At 34.2% G+C, this 22,636-nt stretch carries 19 protein-coding genes and 2 tRNA genes; 12 read left to right on the top strand and 9 right to left on the bottom strand.

What is annotated here, in order from left to right; all coding sequences use genetic code 11:
• Nucleotides 1-4: 4 nt before the first annotated feature.
• Together gap and ATO12_RS17150 are read left to right on the top strand one after the other, a co-directional pair.
• Nucleotides 5-1,009: a type I glyceraldehyde-3-phosphate dehydrogenase gene (gene gap / locus ATO12_RS17155; protein WP_034244073.1), complete on the top strand. Its 1,005-nt coding sequence runs from the start codon at nt 5-7 to the stop codon at nt 1,007-1,009.
• Between the two features lie 125 nt (nt 1,010-1,134).
• A complete protein-coding gene (locus ATO12_RS17150; protein ID WP_081802108.1) occupies nt 1,135-3,261 on the top strand; it encodes a response regulator in 2,127 nt (708 codons plus the stop codon).
• Between the two features lie 101 nt (nt 3,262-3,362).
• On the opposite strand, the gene lpxK is transcribed toward ATO12_RS17150, so the two are convergent.
• Nucleotides 3,363-4,373 carry a tetraacyldisaccharide 4'-kinase gene (gene lpxK / locus ATO12_RS17145; RefSeq protein ID WP_034244070.1) on the bottom strand — a complete coding sequence of 337 codons (1,011 nt, stop codon included), beginning with the start codon at nt 4,371-4,373 and terminating at the stop codon, nt 3,363-3,365.
• A 105-nt stretch (nt 4,374-4,478) separates the two neighbouring features.
• Here lpxK and ATO12_RS17140 point away from each other — a divergent pair, with 105 nt between their 5' ends.
• The 4 genes from ATO12_RS17140 to ATO12_RS17125 all read left to right on the top strand — a co-directional run bounded on the left by ATO12_RS17140 (nt 4,479) and on the right by ATO12_RS17125 (nt 8,372).
• Nucleotides 4,479-5,573 (top strand): Nif3-like dinuclear metal center hexameric protein, encoded by a 1,095-nt coding sequence (locus tag ATO12_RS17140; protein ID WP_034244068.1) that lies wholly within the window; start codon nt 4,479-4,481, stop codon nt 5,571-5,573.
• Between the two features lie 3 nt (nt 5,574-5,576).
• Nucleotides 5,577-6,353 (top strand): zinc ribbon domain-containing protein, encoded by a 777-nt coding sequence (locus ATO12_RS17135; RefSeq protein ID WP_034244065.1) that lies wholly within the window; start codon nt 5,577-5,579, stop codon nt 6,351-6,353.
• Between the two features lie 62 nt (nt 6,354-6,415).
• Nucleotides 6,416-7,660: a glycosyltransferase family 4 protein gene (locus ATO12_RS17130; protein ID WP_034244063.1), complete on the top strand. Its 1,245-nt coding sequence runs from the start codon at nt 6,416-6,418 to the stop codon at nt 7,658-7,660.
• A gap of 232 nt (nt 7,661-7,892) precedes the next feature.
• The gene (locus ATO12_RS17125; protein ID WP_131248852.1) at nt 7,893-8,372 is read left to right on the top strand and encodes a hypothetical protein; all 480 of its coding nucleotides are present in this window, start codon (nt 7,893-7,895) and stop codon (nt 8,370-8,372) included.
• Nucleotides 8,373-8,468: 96 nt separating this feature from the next.
• On the opposite strand, the gene rpsT is transcribed toward ATO12_RS17125, so the two are convergent.
• The 4 genes from rpsT to proS all read right to left on the bottom strand — a co-directional run bounded on the left by rpsT (nt 8,469) and on the right by proS (nt 10,518).
• Complete coding sequence (gene rpsT, locus ATO12_RS17120) at nt 8,469-8,717, bottom strand: 30S ribosomal protein S20 (protein ID WP_024770782.1); 249 nt, start codon at nt 8,715-8,717, stop codon at nt 8,469-8,471.
• A gap of 34 nt (nt 8,718-8,751) precedes the next feature.
• A tRNA-Glu gene (locus ATO12_RS17115) sits at nt 8,752-8,823 on the bottom strand.
• Nucleotides 8,824-8,890: 67 nt separating this feature from the next.
• Nucleotides 8,891-8,962 (bottom strand) — tRNA-Glu (locus ATO12_RS17110).
• 77 nt (nt 8,963-9,039) lie between these two features.
• Complete coding sequence (proS, locus tag ATO12_RS17105) at nt 9,040-10,518, bottom strand: proline--tRNA ligase (RefSeq protein WP_034244052.1); 1,479 nt, start codon at nt 10,516-10,518, stop codon at nt 9,040-9,042.
• A gap of 99 nt (nt 10,519-10,617) precedes the next feature.
• On the opposite strand from proS, the gene ATO12_RS25825 reads away from it, so the two are divergent.
• Nucleotides 10,618-11,727, top strand: a complete 1,110-nt coding sequence (locus tag ATO12_RS25825) for a hypothetical protein (protein WP_131248851.1) — start codon at nt 10,618-10,620, stop codon at nt 11,725-11,727.
• Nucleotides 11,728-11,823: 96 nt separating this feature from the next.
• A complete protein-coding gene (locus ATO12_RS17095; RefSeq protein ID WP_034244049.1) occupies nt 11,824-13,335 on the top strand; it encodes an OmpP1/FadL family transporter in 1,512 nt (503 codons plus the stop codon).
• Nucleotides 13,336-13,419: 84 nt separating this feature from the next.
• On the opposite strand, the gene ATO12_RS17090 is transcribed toward ATO12_RS17095, so the two are convergent.
• On the bottom strand, nt 13,420-14,907 hold the full coding sequence (locus ATO12_RS17090) for a T9SS type B sorting domain-containing protein (protein ID WP_165583403.1): 1,488 nt from the start codon (nt 14,905-14,907) through the stop codon (nt 13,420-13,422).
• A gap of 231 nt (nt 14,908-15,138) precedes the next feature.
• Between ATO12_RS17090 and folE the strand changes: the two genes are divergently transcribed.
• The 4 genes from folE to lgt all read left to right on the top strand — a co-directional run bounded on the left by folE (nt 15,139) and on the right by lgt (nt 18,677).
• Nucleotides 15,139-15,816, top strand: a complete 678-nt coding sequence (folE, locus tag ATO12_RS17085) for a GTP cyclohydrolase I FolE (RefSeq protein ID WP_025666690.1) — start codon at nt 15,139-15,141, stop codon at nt 15,814-15,816.
• A 38-nt stretch (nt 15,817-15,854) separates the two neighbouring features.
• Nucleotides 15,855-17,351: a cysteine--tRNA ligase gene (gene cysS / locus ATO12_RS17080; RefSeq protein ID WP_034244043.1), complete on the top strand. Its 1,497-nt coding sequence runs from the start codon at nt 15,855-15,857 to the stop codon at nt 17,349-17,351.
• Nucleotides 17,352-17,375: 24 nt separating this feature from the next.
• The gene (yidD, locus tag ATO12_RS17075) at nt 17,376-17,630 is read left to right on the top strand and encodes a membrane protein insertion efficiency factor YidD (protein WP_034244513.1); all 255 of its coding nucleotides are present in this window, start codon (nt 17,376-17,378) and stop codon (nt 17,628-17,630) included.
• 117 nt (nt 17,631-17,747) lie between these two features.
• A complete protein-coding gene (gene lgt / locus ATO12_RS17070) occupies nt 17,748-18,677 on the top strand; it encodes a prolipoprotein diacylglyceryl transferase (protein WP_034244041.1) in 930 nt (309 codons plus the stop codon).
• Between the two features lie 64 nt (nt 18,678-18,741).
• Here lgt and prfA read toward each other — a convergent pair whose 3' ends face one another.
• From prfA to ATO12_RS17055, 3 genes are all read right to left on the bottom strand, one after another.
• Complete coding sequence (prfA, locus tag ATO12_RS17065; RefSeq protein ID WP_034244039.1) at nt 18,742-19,818, bottom strand: peptide chain release factor 1; 1,077 nt, start codon at nt 19,816-19,818, stop codon at nt 18,742-18,744.
• Between the two features lie 144 nt (nt 19,819-19,962).
• The gene (locus ATO12_RS17060) at nt 19,963-21,648 is read right to left on the bottom strand and encodes an amidohydrolase (protein ID WP_034244510.1); all 1,686 of its coding nucleotides are present in this window, start codon (nt 21,646-21,648) and stop codon (nt 19,963-19,965) included.
• 26 nt (nt 21,649-21,674) lie between these two features.
• Nucleotides 21,675-22,499, bottom strand: coding sequence for an AraC family transcriptional regulator (locus tag ATO12_RS17055; RefSeq protein ID WP_034244036.1), 825 nt, complete (start codon nt 22,497-22,499; stop codon nt 21,675-21,677).
• Between the last annotated feature and the right edge of the window lie 137 nt (nt 22,500-22,636).

Raw genomic sequence — 22,636 nt, 5'->3', positions numbered from 1 at the left:
TTTAATGAATACACCTATTAGAATTGCTATCAACGGTTTTGGAAGAATAGGCCGTAACTTGTTTAGACTATTAATAAATCATCCTAGCATACAAGTTGTAGCAATAAACGACCTTGCCGACTCAAAAACTTTAAGTCACCTTCTTAAGTACGATAGCATACATGGTATTTTATCTTTTGAGGTATCTCATACCGAAGATCATATTATAGTACAAGATGTATCTATACCTTTACTTAATGAGAAGGATCCAGAACATTGCAACTGGAAAAAATACGATGTAGACATTGTTATCGAATCAACTGGGAAATTTAAAACTAGAGGTAATGCAGAAAAACACCTTAGAGCCGGAGCAAAAAGAGTTATCCTATCTGCTCCTTCTATAGAGGATAGTATAAAAACTATCGTTGTAGGTGTAAACGATCATATCCTTGATGGGTCAGAAACTATCTTATCTAATGCTTCTTGCACCACAAATAATGCAGCACCAATGATTAAGGTAATTAATGACTTATGCGGAATTGAACAAGCTTATATCACCACTGTACACAGTTACACTACCGACCAAAGTTTGCATGATCAACCACATAGGGATTTAAGACGGGCGCGAGCTGCAAGCCAATCTATAGTACCTACAACAACCGGTGCAGCAAAAGCACTAACAAAAATTTTCCCCGAACTAAGTAATGTAATAGGAGGATGTGGTATTAGAGTCCCCGTTCCGAATGGATCTCTCACAGATATTACCTTTAATGTAAAAAGACAAACTTCTATTCAAGAAATTAACAACGAATTTAAAAAAGCTTCCCAAACCAGTCTAAAAGGTATTTTGTCATACACAGAGGATCCAATCGTATCTGTTGATATACTTGGCAATCCATACTCCTGTACGTTTGATTCTTTAATGACTTCTGTGATAGGAAAAATGGTAAAAATCATAGGTTGGTATGACAATGAAATAGGATATAGCAATAGAATAATTGATTTAATTATTAACATTTGTAAGAAATAACTATCTTAGTTGAGATATTTCAGAGGAAAATGCCAACCCAAATCAAATATTTTATAGCGCAATTTTTACTTATTTGTTGTTTTTTTGGTTCTGCACAAACGAATGAGCTTTCAGAAAACAATCAAATGAACGACTCTATTGAGAGCTATTTGATGAATGCTTCACAATCTATTGATCAAACTAGATTAGAACCTGCACTTTCTAATATTATCAACGCAAAAGAACTTGCTTTACAACAACAAAATAAAACCTATATAGCAAAAACCAACATGGTGCTTGCTAAGTTATACCGAGAATTGGGAGATCTAAAAAAAGCTGAAGAACAGATCCTAGACGCTATTGCTTTTCAGAAAGAAACCAATGACGAATTTATGCTTGTTTCTTCATATAGAATATATGGGTCAATTGCCACAAAACTCGGAAAATTTAAAACAGCATTAAAATCCCTTCAAGATGCATTAATAATTGCCAAAAAAAATGATTACAAAAATCAGGAAGGGCCTATAAAATTAAACCTTGGACTTTTAGCTCTCGCTCAGGAAAAACCCAAATTAGCTATACAACACTTTAACAGTGGACTTCCTATCATAAATTCATTTGATCAGTATTATTTCAAAGCAAAACTTTATACAAATAAAGCCAGAGCACAATTATCAATAAACCAACCTGACGAAGCCATGAAAACTAATGATTTGGCTATGCAAATTGGTGAAGATATGGGATATGCAGAAATACAATCAGAATGTTTCGAACTGTATAGTCAAATATATGAACGAAAAGAAGATTATCCTGCTTCTCTTAAAAACCTTAGGGCACATGAAAAAATAAAAGATGCTCTTTTTAATACCAATAAAGAAATTATAGCTCAGGAAGCAGGTGCGAAACTAAATTTAAATGAAAACAATGTTCTTATAGAAGAGTTAACAGAAGAAAATATACAACAACAAAGATCTTTAAAATTAGGACGACTTACAACCATACTAAGTATTGCTTTAATAACAATACTATCACTTTTAACGCTTTCTCTTTATAAAAACAACAATCTAAGAGCCAGAGCAAACGAGTTATTACAAAATAAAAACACCGAACTTATCTTGGCAAAAGAGAATGCAGAAAGAGCTAGTGAGGCCAAAGTTCAATTCCTTTCTACCATAACACATGAGCTAAGAACACCACTATATGCTGTTACAGGATTAACACATTTGTTACTCGAAGAAAGCCCGACACCTAATCAAAAAGAACATCTTAATTCTCTCAAATTCTCTGGAGAATATCTTTTATCACTAATCAATAATATTCTCGACCTCAATAAACTCGAAGCTAACAAAGTAGAACTAGAGAACACATCATTCAATTTAAAAAAACGAATAAACGATGTATTAATAGCTTTAGGCAAATCTGCTAAAGACAGAAACAATAATTTACACTATGAATTTGATGAGTCTATCCCGGCTAAACTTAAAGGAGATCCCCTTAAAGTTTCTCAAGTTTTAATTAACCTTATCGGAAACTCAATAAAATTTACACAAAACGGAGATATTTGGATACGAGTAAAACCTGTTAATCGAATTGACAATAAAGTTTCACTTAGTTTTGAAATTGAAGATAACGGAGTAGGAATATCAGAAAAGAAACAACTTAGCATTTTTGAAAACTTTACTCAAGGTTCTGTACAAATTAATAGAAAATTTGGTGGTACAGGCTTAGGACTATCAATAGTAAAGAATTTATTATCCTTAATGGATAGTGAGATCAAATTAGAAAGTGAATTAGGTAAGGGATCAAAATTTTTATTTGATCTTAAATTCGAAGTTTTTGAAGACAAGAGTACCAATTATGCTGAAGAAGCTAAGAAAATTGATTACAGTATAATGGTTGATAAACACATACTGGTAGTCGAAGACAATAAAATTAATCAACTAATTACGAGAAAAATATTAGAAAAGAATGAGATAAAATGTGATGTTGCAGATAATGGTGATATTGCAGTAAATAAAACAAAAGAAAACACCTTTGATCTTATTCTTATGGATATTCATATGCCAGGAATCAGCGGTATTGAAGCCACCAAACAAATTAGGAAATTCAATAAAGAAATTCCAATTATAGCATTAACAGCAGTCACTCTTGATGATAATCTGGATGAATTCTATGATAACGGTTTTAATGACATTATACCAAAACCGTATAAAACTGAAGAGTTTTTCACAAAACTCCATAAGGCACTGGTAAAAAAACAAGCCACTGCTTAGTGATTTGGCACGGCTTTTGAAAAACAAAGGTTAATCGAGTTTATATACATAAACTTATTTGAGTTAGCCAGAATTAAAAAATAAGATCCTTTAATAGGGTCTTATTTTTTTTCAATAAACTTCAATATTCTATCATTAAAAGAAGAAGCTCCTTCTAAAAACCTTACTTCTATAGGCTGGTACCATAATTTCTCTTCAGAAATATCCGAAGCTAATCTTACATAATCTTTTTCTGTAGTAATAATACATTCAAGATTATTTAATTTATCCAATTCGGTATCGGTAAAATTATGATGATCAGAAAAACTAATATGATCAAATGTTAGTCCTAAAGAAGTATAATAATCTAATAAAGGAGTAGGATTAGCAATACCAGTCACCAAAGTAAAATGAACATTTTGTAAGGAGCTGATTGATTTTTTTTCTGAAACATTTGCAATATCATTTCCATAATCAATAGTAGTAAAAAACAAATCCTGATTGGGTTTTATTGCTAGTTTATCTGTAATTCTTTTCTGTTCTTCAAAAGACAATGAATGAGGACATTTTGTAACTATAATAATATCTGCTCGATCGGCTCCTTTTTTTGGTTCTCTTAAATTTCCTGTAGGCAAAACAATGTCATTACAGTAGAGATCATAATATGCCGTAAGCAAAATATAGAATCCTGCTTTTACCTTACGATGTTGATAAGCATCATCTAATAAAATTACTTCTGGTTGAGGTGTCAACGATCTTAAATTAGAAATTCCACTACGACGATTTGCATCTACCGCTACGATGACATCTGCGAATTTTCTTTTAAACTGAAGTGGCTCATCTCCTACTTGTTTTGCTGTAGAAGAAGTAGCGACCAGCTTAAATCCTTTGGTTTCTCTTTTATATCCCCGACTAAGTGTTGCTAATGACACCGTATCCTTAAGCAAAGTCACTAAATATTCTATCATTGGTGATTTACCTGTTCCTCCTACACTAAGATTTCCTACAGCTATTATCGGAAAGGTATACGTCGTAGATTTTTTAATCCCCAAATCATACAATTTATTTCTCAACCAGGTAATCAGATAATAAAAAGGTACAAAAGGTAGAAGTATTTTTCGCAGTAAATTCACACGTTTAAAATTTTCAATATATCACTGCAACAAAAGTATAAAACGAAACTTTGATTATTGATAAAAGTTTTTTTACATTCAATTTTTATTCAAAAACATATTATAATGCAAATAAAAGAGGTTATACAACATCTTGAAACTTTAGCTCCGATCACATACGCAGAGGATTTTGATAATGTTGGTTTATTGATAGGTAGTCGCGAAACTGTCGTGACAGGGATTCTGGTAACCCTGGATACTCTCGAAAATATAGTAGATGAAGCGATAGAAAATAACTGTAATCTCATTATAAGTTTTCACCCTATCGTATTTAAGGGACTCAAAAAGTTTAATGGTAATAACTATGTAGAACGAGTAGTAATGAAAGCTATTAAAAATGATATAGCTATTTTTGCGATTCATACTGCACTAGACAATGCGATACATGGGGTAAATAATATGATATGCGAACAGTTAGGCCTTCTGAATCGTAAGATTCTTATCCCGCAAAGCGGAAATATTAAGAAATTAGTCACTTTTGCTCCTACTGCTGAAGCCGAAGCACTACGCGACAAACTATTCGAAGCCGGGGCAGGAAGCATTGGTAATTATGACAATTGCAGTTTTTCTTCTGAAGGCACGGGAACATTTAGAGCCTCTGATACTGCAAATCCTTCAATTGGCGAAATCGGAAAAACACATCACGAAAAAGAGACTCAGATTCAAGTTACGTACCCCAAACATTGCGAAGGCAAAATCCTCAAAACTCTTTTTGAGAATCATTCTTATGAAGAAGTTGCCTATGAAATTACGACTCTCGAAAATAAAAATCAAAATATTGGGATGGGCATGATTGGAGAACTACCAAATCCGGTAGAAGAACTCGATTTTTTAAAACACATCAAAAAAGTTTTCAAAACCGGATGTGTACGACACTCGGCATTACTAAACAAACCTATAAAAAAAGTAGCTGTTCTTGGTGGTAGCGGTAGTTTTGCTATTGCTAATGCACATCGGGCAGGTGCAGATATTTTTATCACTGCAGATTTAAAATATCATCAATTTTATGAAGCCGAAGGGAGGTTAATATTAGCCGATATTGGTCATTATGAAAGCGAACAATACACAAAAAACCTAATTGTTAGTTATCTTAGAAAAAAAATCAGTAATTTTGCAATCATTTTATCGGATAAAAATACCAATCCTATTCAATACATATAAAATATGGCAAAGAAAGAAGTTACTGTTGAGCAAAAATTAAGAGCATTATATGACTTGCAATTAATAGACTCTAGAGTTGATGAGATCAGAAATGTACGCGGAGAATTACCTTTAGAGGTTGAAGATCTTGAAGATGAAGTAGCCGGATTAAACAAAAGATTAGAAAAGCTAAACAATGATCTTGAGACTATCGCTGAAGGCATTAGCAACAGGAAAAATCTAATTGAAGAAGCTAAAGCACTAATCAAAAAATACGGAGAACAACAAAAAAATGTTCGTAATAATCGCGAATACAATTCACTTAGTAAAGAAATTGAATTCCAGGAATTAGAAATTCAATTAGCAGAAAAGCACATCAAGGAACACAAAGCTCAGATTGTTCAAAAAAATGAGATCATCGATCAAACCAAAACAAAACTGGGAGAACGTAACGCTCACCTTTCTCACAAAAAAGGAGAACTTGATGCTATTTTAGCTGAAACTGAAAAAGAAGAACAAGCTTTAATTTCTAAGTCTGAAGATTACCAAAAAGAAATCGAAGAACGCTTAATCAATGCTTATAAAAGAATACGTAGTAATGTAAAAAATGGACTTGCCGTTGTGCCAATTGAACGTGGTGCTTCTGGAGGATCATTCTTTACCATTCCGCCGCAAGTACAGATGGAAATTGCTTCTCGCAAGAAAATCATCACAGATGAACACAGTGGTCGAATTTTGGTTGATCAGGAACTTGCAAAAGAAGAAAAAGAAAAAATGAATGCACTTTTTGCAAAACTATAATAAATAATAGTTAAACAACATATAGCCTCAGTTTTACTGAGGCTTTTTTGATTGCACAAATAATGAATCATATCCTTATTATAGGCTTTGTTTGGCCAGAACCCAATTCTTCGGCAGCAGGAAGCAGAATGATGCAGCTTATAGCATTATTCGAGGCGCAAAACTGGAAAATCACCTTTACCAGTCCTGCAGCAGAAACAGAGCATATGGTAAACCTCGAAAACACAAACATCTCTAAAGTAGCTATAGCACTTAATAATTCCAGTTTTGATAATTTTATCAAAAAATTACAACCAGACATAGTGATATTTGATCGATTTATGACCGAAGAACAGTTTGGATGGAGAGTCGCAAAACATTGCCCTAATGCATTAAAAATATTAAATACAGAAGACCTACATAGTCTTAGAAAAACCCGTCAAGAATCATTTAAAAGCAATATAACCTTTAACAACGACACTCTTTTATCTAGCGATATTACAAAACGAGAGATCGCAAGTATATATCGATGTGATCTATCCTTAATTATTTCTGATTTTGAAATAAAACTTCTTAAAGACATATTTAAAATAAACGAAAATCTATTATTCTATTTACCTTTTCTGTTTGACCCCATTACTACAGAGATAAAAAAAAGATGGTTAGAATACAAAAACAGAAAACATTTTGTTACTATAGGAAATTTTCGCCACGAACCTAACTGGAATAGTGTATTATATCTTAAAGAAGTCATTTGGCCATTAATCAGGAAAGAACTTCCAGAAACAGAACTGCATATCTATGGAGCATATCCTCCTCCTAAAGCAACACAACTACATCATCCAGCAGAAGGGTTTCACATTAAAGGATGGGCAAAAGATGCAACAGAAATAATGTCGCAAGCTCGTGTTTGCCTGGCTCCTTTGCGATTTGGAGCGGGAATTAAAGGAAAACTTGCAGAAGCCATGCTTTGTGGCACACCAAGTGTAACCACTTCTATTGGATCAGAAGGAATGTTTGATGATGAGGAAACCGACTGGAACGGTTTTGTTATCGATGATCCTTCAAAGTTTGCCAAAGCAGCTATAAGGCTATATAATAACAAAAGTTTATGGCAACAATCTCAACAAAATGGAATAGAGATTATAAATACACGATTTCAAAAAGAAAAGTTCTCCAATCCATTTCTGGATCAGGTCTCTAAACTTCAAAAAAACCTTAATAAACATCGTACCGAAAACTTTATAGGCAGTATACTACAGCATCATACACTACGCAGTACCGAATTTATGTCTAGATGGATAGAAGAAAAAAACAAAGCCAAGTAAACTAGCACTCCAAGACAACACTTAAATCACAAAACACTGAAAATCAATTAATAAAACCCAAAAACAGGGGAAATCCCCCTTTTATTAAGGTAAAAATATCTCTAACTTTACTTTACCAACAAAATTAATTTTAGGAGGAATCAGAAAATCCTTTAACAGAGTATGAACAACTAGTACTGGTTTCTGTTACTATATAAATTCGACCAGAAACTGGTATAAATCTTAAAACCTTATGAAAAAATTCACACTAACCATCTTGACGAGTTTTATGTTACTACTATTCTCATCTTGTGAAAAAGAAGTTAACACCACAATCGAAACTCCAGAAACAATTACTCAAGAAGACATTACCGGCATCAAGAGATCTGAAATACCTGATGACATAAAACTCGATTATCATGAAAAATATGGTGTCATACGAGCAGATGAGTACCCTATGGAACGTAGAGGCACAGAAATTACTTTAGAAACATTTTTAGAAAAAGCAAATCTCAAAAAAGATGATTTTGCCGATTACAGAATCACCGAAAGACAATTTTCTGGAATTGGGCTAGCTGAACATAGAATTAACGGAGAAGTAATCCAGGTACATCACGAATACAAAAATGAGCCTGTAACTGTTTTTGAAGGAGTGACACACGAAGGCAAAAGAGTAACAATAATTATTATTATTGTCTGTTCTAATGGACTTGTTATTGTAATTATTTTCTAAATTCCTTAAAAAATAATTCTGATGATAAATAAAAAATCAGGAGTGACACCATAACGTATCACTCCTGATTTAATATTATAATAAAAGTACAGCTACTTAAAGCGCAGCTACGTGTTTTGCTAATTGTGATTTTAAGTTAGCAGCTTTATTCTTATGAATAACATTATTCTTAGCTAACTTATCAAGCATAGAAACAACTGTAGGAAACAAAGTCTCTGCTTCTTTCTTATCAGACTCACGTAATTTTTTTATAGCATTACGCGTAGTTTTATGCTGATATCTGTTTCTAAGACGTTTTGTCTCGTTACTTCTGATTCTTTTTAATGCTGACTTATGATTTGCCATCTCTCTTCTATTAAATTTCTTACTATAAAATTTGTAGCCCGTAGGGGAATCGAACCCCTCTTACCAGGATGAAAACCTGGCGTCCTAGCCGATAGACGAACGGGCCATTTTCCCTTTTCAAGGATTGCAAATTTATAGCTTTCACTTTAAATTTGCAATTAATTTCATTATTGTAGCCCGTAGGGGAATCGAACCCCTCTTACCAGGATGAAAACCTGGCGTCCTAGCCGATAGACGAACGGGCCATGTTGTCTAATTGCGGATGCAAAAATACAACTATTTTTTAATGCTGCAAGTGTTATTTTATTTTTTTCTAAAACCCTTAATATGCCTTAGCAAATAACACCCTCATTTTTGATGGCTTATTACTATAAACACAGCTTCCTTCCTCTTCTTTTGCATCAAAAGGAATACATCGTATTGTAGCTTTAGTAAGCTCCTTTATTTTTTGCTCTGTCTCTGCAGAACCATCCCAATGCGCCGAAATAAACCCTCCTTTATTCTCTAAAACATCTTTAAATTCATCAAAAGAATTTACTTCTGTGATATGTTCATCTCTATATTGAGTTGCTTTTTGATGCAAACTTTCCTGAATCTCTACAAGTAACAATTCTATAGTTGCAACAACTTCATCTTTAGCAACAAATTGTTTTGTTAACGTATCACGACGAGCAAGTTCTACAGTTCCTTTTTCTAAATCCTTAGGCCCTATTGCAATCCTAAGAGGAACTCCCTGTAACTCATATTGAGCAAATTTAGCCCCAGGTCTATGTGTATCTCTATTATCAAACTTAACAGAAATCCCTTTAGATCTTAAGTCAGCGACTAATGCATTAGCAACTTCAGAAATTTGATTTAATTGCTCTTCTCCCTTATATATAGGAACAATCACTACTTGAATAGGAGCCAAGTTAGGTGGCAGTACCAAGCCGTTATCATCACTATGAGTCATAATTAAAGCTCCCATTAAGCGAGTAGAAACTCCCCACGAAGTAGCCCAGACATAATCTAATTTACCTTCTTTTGATGTAAATTTCACATCAAAAGCTTTTGCAAAATTCTGCCCTAAGAAGTGTGAAGTACCTGCCTGTAATGCTTTTCCATCTTGCATTAGTGCCTCGATACAATACGTATCTTCTGCTCCGGCAAAACGCTCACTCTCTGTTTTCCTTCCTCTTATTACAGGAATAGCCATAAACTGCTCTGCAAAATCTGCATATACATTATTCATTTGCTCAGTCTCAGCAATTGCTTCTTGTCTTGTGGCATGAGCAGTATGCCCTTCCTGCCATAAAAACTCTGCAGTTCGAAGAAATAGCCTGGTACGCATTTCCCATCGTACTACATTAGCCCATTGATTCACTAACAAAGGTAAATCTCTATATGACTGTATCCACCCTTTATATGTATTCCATATAATAGCCTCAGAAGTTGGACGCACAATCAATTCTTCTTCTAACTTAGCTTTAGGGTCCACAATTAATTTAGAACTATCTTCTGGGTCAGTTTTTAATCTATAGTGAGTAACTACTGCGCACTCTTTTGCAAATCCTTCAGCATTTTTTTCTTCTGCTTCGAATAAACTTTTAGGTACAAATAATGGAAAATAAGCATTTTGATGCCCTGTTTCTTTAAATTTTTTATCTAATTCTGCCTGCATTTTTTCCCAAATAGCATATCCATATGGTTTGATCACCATACATCCTCTTACTGCCGAATTCTCGGCCAGGTCGGCCTTAACGACCAATTCGTTATACCATTTCGAATAATCTTCGCTACGCTTTGTTAAATTCTTACTCATAAACTCCTATTTGGCACAAATGTTGTGGCTCTGTTAAATATAATTTAGTTAGCGCAAAACTAACTAAATTTGTAATGTTCAACAATAAAATAAGAAGATATGCGACTTAAAAATTATTTTCAGAAAAGTGGAGCTTTAGGTTTTTTACTTTTGGCTGCCATCCTTATGTTGACATCTTGTGGCTCATATGAATATACTCCTTACAGAGATGGTATTTATGGTGACGCAGGAAGCCAAAAAAACATTGAGACCCAACCTAATAATACAGATAAAAAATCTAATTATTATTCTAGTTATTTTTCTGAAAAATCTGCACAAATCGATACTGCAATTGAGGAAGATGTAATTTTTACTGATATTGATTCTTATTCTAGCGAAGGGTATGATGCTGCAGACACAACTGCCACTGCATTAAACTACGAAGTTGGACAACCAGCATGGGGCAGCAACCCTACAGAAATCAGCGTTAATCTTTACAATACCGGTTGGAATAACTGGGGTCCTGGATGGGGATGGAACTCCGGATGGGGATGGAATGGTTGGTACGGCAATGGATGGGGATGGAACGCCGGATGGGGATGGAATGGCCCTGGATGGGGATTTGGTTGGGGTAATCCTTACTGGTATGGTGGTTACTATTGCCCTCCTTACTTTTATGGAGGTTATGCAGGATACTACAGAGGATATCATCGCCCATATTATAACAGGTATCCATACTATGGGAGATCTCGTTATAGAGCATATAACAGAAGTGCAAGAAACTCTTATGCATACTCTACCAGAAGTCGAAGAGCTTATAATAATTCAAAATACAACACCAGGTCGCGAAGATCTTCAACTTATAGCAGAAGCAGGCAAGGGTATAGCAGCAGAAGAGTTGATGCCGCAAGAAGAACGCGATCTTCATCAAACAATTATTACAACAGATCCAGGTCTTCAAATAATACATATTCTCGTTCACGATCATCTTCGGTAGGAAGAAGTAATTCGACAAGATACTCCAGACCAGCAACTACGACAAGATCCAGAAGTAATTCGACCAGAAGTAGAGGATACTCTCCTTCGTCGAATAATTCTTCAAGAAGTAGAAGCTCTGGGTATTCAAGAAGTAGTGTACCTCGCAGCAGTGGGTATTCACGATCAGGAAGCAGTAGTAGATCCAGAAGTAGCGGAAGTCGTGGTGGCAGCAGAAGTCGCGGAAGAAACTAAAAAACTTAATTCAAACCTTATAACAATTGTTAGATAACTTTCCCAAATATCTTACTTATTTTTGAGGTATTCTGTAATTCAAAATTTAAAAAATTGATGAAAAAGCTATTCTTATTCATAGGTGTACTATCTATGTCTTTTATGAGTGCTCAAGATATGACCGATGCATTACGTTATTCACAACAAGATATCCTTGGTACTGCACGTTACAGAGCCATGAGTGGTGCTTTTGGAGCCTTGGGCGGAGATTTGTCTGCCCTGCAAATTAACCCAGCGGGATCAGCCGTTTTTTTAAACTCTCATGGATCGGTAACCATTTCTACAAGCCATATTGATAACGATGTAAATTACTCTGATCGTTTAGCCAATCGTGATTCTAGAAATTTAAATTTTAACCAGGTAGGGGCCGTTTTTATTTTCGATCATTACAATGATGATGCGATCATTAATAAACTTTCTTTAGGATTAGCGTATGATCAAACTGCAAATAATGTTAATGAATTTGCTGCTTTCGGGAGAAGTTCTAATTCTATCGATAACTTTTTTCTTGCCGAAGCACAAGGACTACCTCTCGATTTGATTTCGAGAAGATCGGGAGAATCTATAGACCAGCTTTATAGTTTTCTTGGAGAATCCGAAGGGTATGCTACTCAGCAAGCATTCCTGGGTCGCGAAGCTTTTGTTATAGAAGCAACAGATGTTGATAACCCCAATAACACTTCTTATTTTTCGAATATTGCACCTGGTGTTTTTGATCAGGAATATTATTATGAAAGTACTGGTCTAAATGGGAAATTCACCTTAAATGGAGGTGCGCAAATTAATCAAGTTTTTTATGTAGGGTTTAATGTTAATTCTCATTTTATTAATTACGACAGAGTTACTGAGTTTTTTGAAGGAAATAACAATGCAGGTAGTAATGTTAACGAAGTAACATTTACCAATAAATTATCTACTACCGGTGGAGGGTTTTCTGCTCAAATTGGAGGTATTGCCAAAGTATCCGAAATGATCCGTTTAGGAGCTTCTTTTGAATCTCCTACATGGTACTACATCGAAGAAGAAACCACTCAGCGCCTCGAAACATTTAGCGATACAGACGGGAGGTCTATTGTTGATCCCGATGTTATCAATATTTTTCCAGAATATAAATTACGTACACCAGCAAAAGCAACGGGTAGTATTGCTATATTATTTAAACAACATGGATTAATTAGCCTTGATTACTCTTATAAAGATTATTCTACAACAAAATTAAGCTCTGACGAAAACATTAGCTTCTCTAACCTTAATAGAGAAATTAATGACAACCTACAAGGCGCATCTACCATAAGAATAGGTACCGAATGGAGGGTAGAAAACTGGAGCATTAGAGGCGGATATCGTTTTGAAGAAAGCCCTTATAAAAACGATTTGATCCTTGGAGAAAAAACAGGATATTCTGTTGGAACAGGATATTCTTTTGGGAAATTCAAAATTGATATTGCTTATGATTACAGTGAGCAAGAACGCACCGAACAATTTTATCCTAATTCTGGATTTAACAATGCAGCTCTTGTAGATAGCCAAATGCGAAATCTTACATTCACTTTTGGCATGAATTTCTAAAATAATATTTATCATACAAAAAAACCGAGATACTACAATCTCGGTTTTTTTGTATAACAGTATTTTTTTTGTATAACAGTATTTTTATCGTATCAACGAAAAGTTACCTGCAAAAACTCTCCGTCGCATATTCGGATCTCTGGGTTCATTAAACTCTACCCTAAACCAATAATCTGAAGAAGGCATATTTTTTCCATTATAAGTACCATCCCACCCCGGGCCTCCTGCTCTTAGCTGTTTTAACAGCTTACCATATCTATCAAATATATAGATTAGTGCGGTAGGCTGGTCTTCGATATTAATCAGGCTCCAGGTGTCGTGAAAACCATCCCCATTTGGGGTAAAATATTTTGGATACCCTAAGATCATAATAACATCAGATATTTCTTCACTAGCAGGGCAATTTGCATATCTGGCTGTAATAAAATAATCTCCTGGCGGAACATTAGTAAATATTGGTGAAGATTGAAAAGGTCTATATTCTAAAAAGCCATTTCCTATATCCCGGTCAAGTCTATACTCAAAATCATCAAACCCTGCAGCTTCTACATCGGGAGCAGCAACTACTTCTGCCGTAATAGTATACCCTCCTGCAAAAGATTCTTCTGCAATAGAATATCCTACAGAAACAACAGCATCTGAAACATCCAGTACTACTAAATCATCGGGAGAATCAGGAACCTCTGCTCCTGTTTCATCAAAACCTCTTAATTGATACACTCCTTCTGTAGTAACTTCTAAAAATGGTATTACCCCAGGAGGCCCTGGAACATTTACAAAATTAGTAGTTCCCACATCTGCTCTGGCCCATTGATACGTTACAGCTCTGGGAAATCTGCCTTCTATAGTAATCGGAAATTCACCACATGTAGCAATATCAGGTCCTACACCTGGTTCTAAAATACTACAATCTGTAGTTCCTGCATTATCTTCATTAAGATTGGTTTGCTGAAGCTGAATAACTCCTGCCTCATCTGCAAAATTAGTAATTAGAATAATGTAGTACTCACCAGATTGCGCATTAGGTATCGTTAATGTTTCTATATAAATATCATCATCCGGCGTCCTTGCATAACTACAATCTATGATATTGGTATTATCCATATTGTTAACATAATAATCTGGATCATCGACATTATTTACACATTCTGCAGGACGTATATTATCTCCGTCTCCATTATTATCACATCCCTGAGAAAGGATATCACAATTCACAAATGAAGTTGGGAAAGGACCCCATGCAATAAAATCTACATCAAGCTGCCTTTCTCCTCTATCTAAATTACTATTATCATTACTATCCACCCATTGCTGGATATCAAAAATCAATTCCCCTGGTTGATCGATACGAATAAAGTACCATGCCGGATTAGGAGTAGTATTTAAACAACCTACTTCACCAAGGCCATCCATATCACCAGTTACATTAGGGAAAGTCAATTCTAAAGAAGCATCAGAACAAAAAGGCTGAGCAGCTCTACAAGCTACATCAAAGTCCTGAGCATAAAAAAATGTACTTTTAAAAACAAGAATGCTAAAAAGTAACAAAATTTGAGGTAATCCTTTTGCCATTTTCATATAACGTTAAAACTTTATTTTTCGTGTGTTACAGTTCAATTTGGGACTTAAATATACAGAACTTCTCTAAGAAAACTAATATCTACAATTGTTTAACATAGCTTTTACTAAGTAAAACAACAAAATTGTATCTTTGCACACCATAATATAGAAGGTATTCATTAATACGATTCTATTTATGTTACAAAAAAATGAGAATTTTAATAAATTATAAAATTTTGAAGTGTGAAAATTGACAAGGCCCTCGAAGCTATTGAAGCGCTAGGTGATAATCATGTAGCTACTAGCGCTACCACTCCTCTTAGAGAAGATGCCTTTAAACTTAGTGATGCCGAAAAAATTGCTTTGATTAAAGAAGATGTAAAACATATTATGGAAACTTTGGGACTAGATCTAACAGATGATAGCCTTAAAGGTACTCCTCAACGTGTAGCAAAAATGTTTGTAAATGAGATTTTTTCGGGCCTTCATCCTCAAAGAAAACCAGATGCTTCTACATTTGACAATCATTATAAATACGGAGAGATGTTGGTAGAGAAAAACATCACTGTATATTCTACCTGCGAACATCATTTACTCCCAATCGTTGGTCGTGCCCATGTAGCATATATTTCTAATGGTACTGTAGTTGGATTATCCAAAATGAATCGTATTGTTGATTATTATGCAAAACGTCCGCAAGTACAAGAGCGCTTAACCATGCAAATTGTTCAAGATTTACAGGTAGTTCTGGGAACAAAGGATGTAGCTTGTGTTATCGACGCAAAACATCTATGTGTTAATTCCCGAGGAATTAGAGACATAGAAAGCAGTACGGTTACCAGCGAGTTTGGTGGTAAATTTAAAGAGCAATCTGTAAAACGAGAATTTTTAGACTATATCAAACTAGACACTACCTTTTAATTTTATTTTCAACAAAATCATAAGCATCACTCTACATCATGGCAGCAACTTCGTTGTATAAAACTCAGGAATTAAAAATTTATAATTCCATTTCAGGTCAAAAAGAAACATTTAAATCTATTATAGAAGGTAATATAGGAATGTATGTATGTGGCCCTACGGTTTATAGCAATGTACACTTAGGAAACTGTCGTACATTTATTTCTTTTGATTTAGTATTTAGATACCTGAGACATCTGGAGTATAAAGTTCGCTATGTTAGAAATATTACTGATGCTGGTCATCTCGAAAATGATGCAGATGAAGGTGAGGATAAAGTAGCTAAAAAAGCACGATTAGAGGAGTTAGAACCTATGGAAATCGTACAGCGATATACCTTAGATTTTCATCATGTGATGTCTAAATTTAATGCAATACCGCCAAGTATAGAGCCTACAGCTACTGGACATATCGTAGAACAAATTGAAATTATCAAAACCATTATTGATAATGGTTTTGCATACGAATCTAATGGTTCTATCTATTTTGATGTTCAAAAATTTAATGATACCAATCATTACGGAAAGTTAAGTGGACGTAATCTAGAGGATATGATTGCAAATACCCGGGAGTTATCTGCTCAAAGTGACAAAAAAAATCCTCAGGATTTTGCGCTTTGGAAAAAAGCAGAACCTCAGCACATTATGCGTTGGCCATCTCCGTGGAGTGATGGTTTCCCTGGTTGGCATCTGGAGTGTACTGTAATGAGTACTAAATACCTAGGAGAGCGATTCGATATTCATGGAGGAGGGATGGATTTAAAATTTCCTCATCACGAATGTGAAATTGCACAGGGAGAAGCCGCTTGTGGTCAAACTCCTGTAAATTATTGGATGCATGCCAATATGCTTACTCTTAATGGTAAAAAAATGTCTAAATCAACAGGGAATACTATATCTCCGGGAGAATTATTTTCGGGAAACAATAACTTTTTAAGTAAGCCATTTGATCCTACCATTGTTAGGTTTTTTATGCTTCAGGCGCATTACAGGAGTATTTTGGATTTTTCTAATGATGCATTAGAAGCTTCTGAAAAAGGATTTTATAAATTGATAGATGCAATACAAACTATCGACAAACTATCCACTAGCTCAGCTACCGAAGGATTTAATGTGCAAAACTGGAGACAGGAATGCTATGATGCAATGAATGATGATTTTAACAGTCCTATCTTAATTGCGAAGTTATTTGATGCCGTTAAGTTTGTGAATACTATTAAAGAACAAAAGGCTACAATTTCTGCAGCTGATCTTGAATTATTACGTAAAACTATACATGATTTTGTTTTTGACGTTCTTGGATTAGTGAATATAAACGAAACTGCTTCAGATATAAGTGATAAGCTTTCTGGAGCTATCGAATTATTGATTAACTTAAGAGCAGAAGCAAGAGCTAATAAAGATTTTGCCACCAGTGATAAAATTAGAGATGAACTTATAGAAATTGGTATTCAACTTAAGGATGGACGGGATGGCACTAGCTTTTCATTAAATTAAACTATTTTGGCTTTTAAGACGACCATAAAACAAATTTTAATATTTCCATTTGTGGTATTGGTTAAGCTATATCAAAATCTGATATCACCGTTAACTCCTGCTACCTGTCGTTATCATCCTACTTGTTCACATTATACTCTTGAAGCATTACAAAAACATGGGCTTTTTAAAGGAGGAATGCTTTCAATTAAGCGTATTTTTAGCTGTCATCCCTGGGGAGGAAGTGGATATGATCCTGTTCCAGATGTTGAAAATGAATCTGTGAAAAGTGAATCATAAAGCTCCTTTCATCATAATTGTATTTATAAAACATGTGGTCATTTTTTCAATATATGAATATGTAATACGTTTCTCATATAAATACCTATATTTACTTTTAAAAAATAAAACTCACGCATGATATTTACAAAAATTATCTGGAATCCAGTTGAGGGAATAGATCTCGGCTTTTTTGTTATTCGTTTTTACAGCTTAATGTTTGTAATTGCTTTTACACTAGGATGGTACCTAATGAAAAAAATCTATATCCGGGAGAATATCTCTATGGAAAAGCTAGATTCTGTATTTATATATGCCGTTATCGGTACGTTATTAGGCGCCAGGTTGGGACATGTATTTTTTTATGACTGGGATTATTACAAGAACAATCTTTTAGAAATTCTTTTACCTTTCAGGTTTAAGCCAGCGTTTGAGTTTATAGGTTTTCAGGGATTAGCGAGCCATGGAGCTGCTATTGCTTTTATAATTGCAATGTACTATTACTCTAAAAAAGTATTACATAAACATCCGCTTTGGGTTTTAGATAGAGTTACTATTCCGGCAGCATTTGGAGGTATTTTTGTTCGATTGGGTAATTTCTTTAACTCTGAGATTATTGGAAAAGAATCTGGTGATTCTTTTTTTGGAGTAAAGTTTATACGCGATGGTATTAGTAAAAGAGAAGCTTTAAAAGAAACCGGAATGGATAGTGTTAATAAAGCCTATTCTGCAATCGTAGAAAACCCTAAATTCTCTAACTTGCTAGAAGCTATTCCGTATCGTCATCCAGCTCAATTATATGAAGCATTTGGATATATATTCGTATCTATCATCTTATGGCTAATCTATTGGAAAACTGATAAACGAAAAAATAGTGGATTTCTTTTCGGAATGTATTTGATCTTAATATTTACAGTACGTTTTATTGTAGAATACGTTAAAGCAAGTCAAGGAGGTTTTGAAAACGCTTTAGGTATACTATCAACAGGACAATGGCTTAGTATTCCTTTTATTATTGTTGGCTTGTATTTTGTAATACGATCCCGAAAGAAAACAGAAGTTAATTAAATAGAAAATAGCATAAAAAAAGCCGATGTATTGTACATCGGCTTTTTTATACGTTTAGTTTTATTTAAAAAATCTCGTTAGATTCTTTTAATTTTTCTGTATTCGCTACCAATTGAAGTTCATCGATAATTTTCTGAATATCCCCATCTATAATATTACCTAAATCATATAAGGTTAAACCAATACGGTGGTCAGTTACCCTACCTTGCGGATAGTTATAGGTTCTAATTTTTGCAGAACGGTCCCCTGAAGAAACCATACTTTTACGTTTCTCAGAATCTGCTGCTTGTTTTTTCTCCAATTCTAAATCATATAATCGAGAACGTAATACTTTTAATGCTTTTTCGAGGTTTTTATGCGACGATTTCTGATCCTGGCAACTTACAATCATTCCTGTTGGCTCATGATGTAATTTGATTGCCGAATATGTAGTATTTACAGACTGCCCTCCTGGCCCTGTAGAAGTAGTACGCTCTATACGTACTTCTTGCATATCGAGTTCGATATCAAATTCTTCTGCTTCAGGCAAAACCATTACGGTTGCAGCACTGGTATGTACTCGACCTTGTGTTTCGGTCTGGGGAACTCGCTGTACACGATGTACACCTGCTTCAAACTTTAATGTTCCGTAAACATCTTCGCCATTAACTTCGAAAATAATCTCTTTATAACCACCACTGGTTCCTTCATTAAGATCTACAACACTAGTACTCCACCCTTTACCTTCACAATATTTGGTATACATTCTAAATAAATCTCCTGCAAAAATACTTGCTTCGTCTCCTCCTGTTCCTGCGCGAATTTCTACCACACAATTCTTAGCATCTTCGGGATCTTTTGGCACAAGCATAAAACGAATTTTTTCTTCCAAGCCAGGCAATTCTTCTTTAGCTTCTTCTAGCTGCATTTTGGCCATTTCTACCATCTCTGCATCACTTCCATCAGCAATAATTTCCTCGGCTTCCTGTTGATTATTAGTGAGCTCTATATATCGCTCTCTTTCATCCATCAGTGCTTTGAGATCTTTATATTCTTTATTAAGTTGTATGTACTTTTTTTGATCTGCAATAATATCTGGTTGAATGATTAAATCACTCACTTCATCAAATCGTTGCTTTACAATATTTAATTTATCAATCATAGTGTATTCTTCCTAATCTGTAGAATTTACAAAAGTAAGCTTTTTTGTCAAAAGCTCATACAGCATGATAAGATTACAAATCAATTTTATGCATAAACCAGATTTGAAGTTAATTAACCTAACAACACCTATAGTTTCTGGTTTTTATTTTCTTTCAAAAATTACCTCTCCATCAAATACAGTCATATCTACTTTGGTATTAGCAATTCTATTAGGATGTATAGAAAAAATATTCTGACTTAACACTATAAAATCTGCTTTCTTTCCTATTTCAATAGACCCTACTTCTGTTTCTTGTCGCATAACATAGGCCCCATTAAGTGTATAAGCTTTTACAGCTTCTTCTATAGTTATATTCTGCGGAAAACGTGTTATCGCATTTTGCATCCCTACAAATGGATTGATACTGCTCACATCCCAATCACTACTTAATGTAATTCTGGCATTAGCTTCTTTTAAACTCTTTATAGGAATCATGTTTTGTGAATTCTCCTTTCCTATAAGTTCTATATTTTCGCCCCAATGACCTGGTTGTGTAAAATCACCCGCTACCTGGCAATCTGCAGTAACGTCTAATTGAGAAAAACGTGATAAATCTGATGGAGTTACTATTTCGACATGTGTAATTCTATGTCTTCCAGAACCATTGCTTGCGATTTCTATTGCATTTAAAGACTCTTTAATTCCTCTATTTCCGATAGCGTGAATATGAAAATCAAATCCTATATTTTCTAATTGCTGAATATAACGGGTTATCCGATTTTGAGTAAAATAATTCAGCCCGTTATTATTTGGTTTCTGAAAAAGATCTATTAGATATTCTTCTTGCATTGCTGCCGTTGTATTATGCACAATCCCATCACTATATAGCTTGATTTGATTTATTTTTAAAAGGCCATTGCTATCATTTTCATATAATGATTGTAACGATGCTATCTGTGAAACATCATCCAGCGTAGGATATGCCCATAGTCCTAAATTAACCCTAGCCGTAAGTTTTCCTTCTTTTTCTACTTGTTTCCATATGGTATGATGATCTCTTTTCCAATAGGTTCGTGCATCACAAATAGAGGTTATTCCATTTTTAGCTAATTCTGGTAATGCAAAATTTACCAAACCGTTATAATCATTTGCTTTAGTTTGACTAGTTGGAGCTAATGCCAAATCTAAAATGAGGTTTCCTGCATTATCAATCAGAATTCCATTAAGATTACCGTTTTCATCCTTCATATAAATTCCTCCCGATGGATCTTTTGAATTACTATCTATCCCTGCTATTTCTAATGCTTTAGAATTTACCCAGATCGAATGAGAAGTACGCTCCATAATTGCTATAGGTCTGGTATTACTAATATCATCCAAAATATCGATAGGAGAACGTTTAGTTTCAAGAAGTGCATACAGATCTACACCCCAACCCAAAAGCCATTCTTCATTAGGAAAATCACGTAACGCTTTACGAATCGTAGAGACATAATTTTCGGGGGCATTACTTTCTTTTAAAATAAACTTAAAATTTTCTGATGAAGCTTCTAATGGGTGCATATGTACATCATGTATCCCTGGTATTACTGTAGCTCCTTTAAGATCTATTACTTCTGTATCTTCACCTATCTGCGCCAGCGCTTTATCAGTATTTCCTACATAGACAATTTTATTTCCTTCAACAATTATAGCCTCTGCCCATACCTGTTCTGGGTTTACAGTAAAAATAGCGCCATTAATATAAGCTACTTTAACTTTTTGCTCTTGATTAGATATAGAATTATCATCTTTATTACAAGAATTTGCACTTACCATTAATGTTATAATAAAGGTTATAAGTTTCATTTGATTGTTTTTATTTTTTGACATTATCATTTTATGGGGATATATATTTCGGTTACATACTCCTTAGGGTCATCACTATGCGTACTATTTACTTTATACAATTCTAAAAAAGGAGATTCAGATACCTCATACTGTGTGTTTAATATCCAATTTCCAAAAATTTTATCGTAAGTATGTTGTAATAAACCATAAGCCCCATAATGTGTAAAAACTGCATAGGTTTGTTCTGGTAAAATTTTAACACTGAATTTATTTTTAAAATCACAACTTTGCGGTAATGCAAAGCAAGCATCATAGTTACATCGAATTGCCTCTGATATTAATGGTTCGTCCCAAATAATCCCTATACTTTCTGATGTAGATATATCTATCTCTAATCTTACAGCTTCTTCATGTAACTCATCCCAAACTTCTTCAATTTGATCACTATAATAATCTGCCATGATCGTTTTATAAAAAACCTTTTGCTCTGGCAGGTTAATTATTTTTTCTTCATAAAAACTCATTGCTACTTTAGTATTCTTTACTATCGACGTTAAAATATCTTCTTTTTTACTTTTATACTCCTGAGGAGAAATACCAAAATGTTTTTTAAAAGCCTTACTAAACGCTTGCAAATCAGAATATCCCACTTTTATTGCTATTTGTGATATCGTTTGATTTTGATACAAAAGCATTTTTGCTCCGCTTTCTATCTTAAGCCTGGTAACATAAGCTCCTATGGTTTCTTTATAATACCCTTTAAAGATGCGTTGTAAGTTTCGATATGAGAAATTAGAGACTTCTTCGAGCTTCTTAATCTCAAAAGTTGTATTGAAATTCTCTCGTAGATACAAAGCTGTACTTTGCATCCTTTTTATATATACATCCTGCTTATTCACAGTACAAATTTATGAAATATAGCAGGTTATGGTATTGTCCTATATTGACAATTATGTATGTTCATTATTGTAATACGAGATTAGATTGCCTTAGTTAAAAAATCGTA

Source organism: Aquimarina atlantica (assembly GCF_000626715.1).
Lineage (GTDB): Bacteria > Bacteroidota > Bacteroidia > Flavobacteriales > Flavobacteriaceae > Aquimarina > Aquimarina atlantica.
This window is presented reverse-complemented; position numbering and strand designations above follow the sequence as displayed.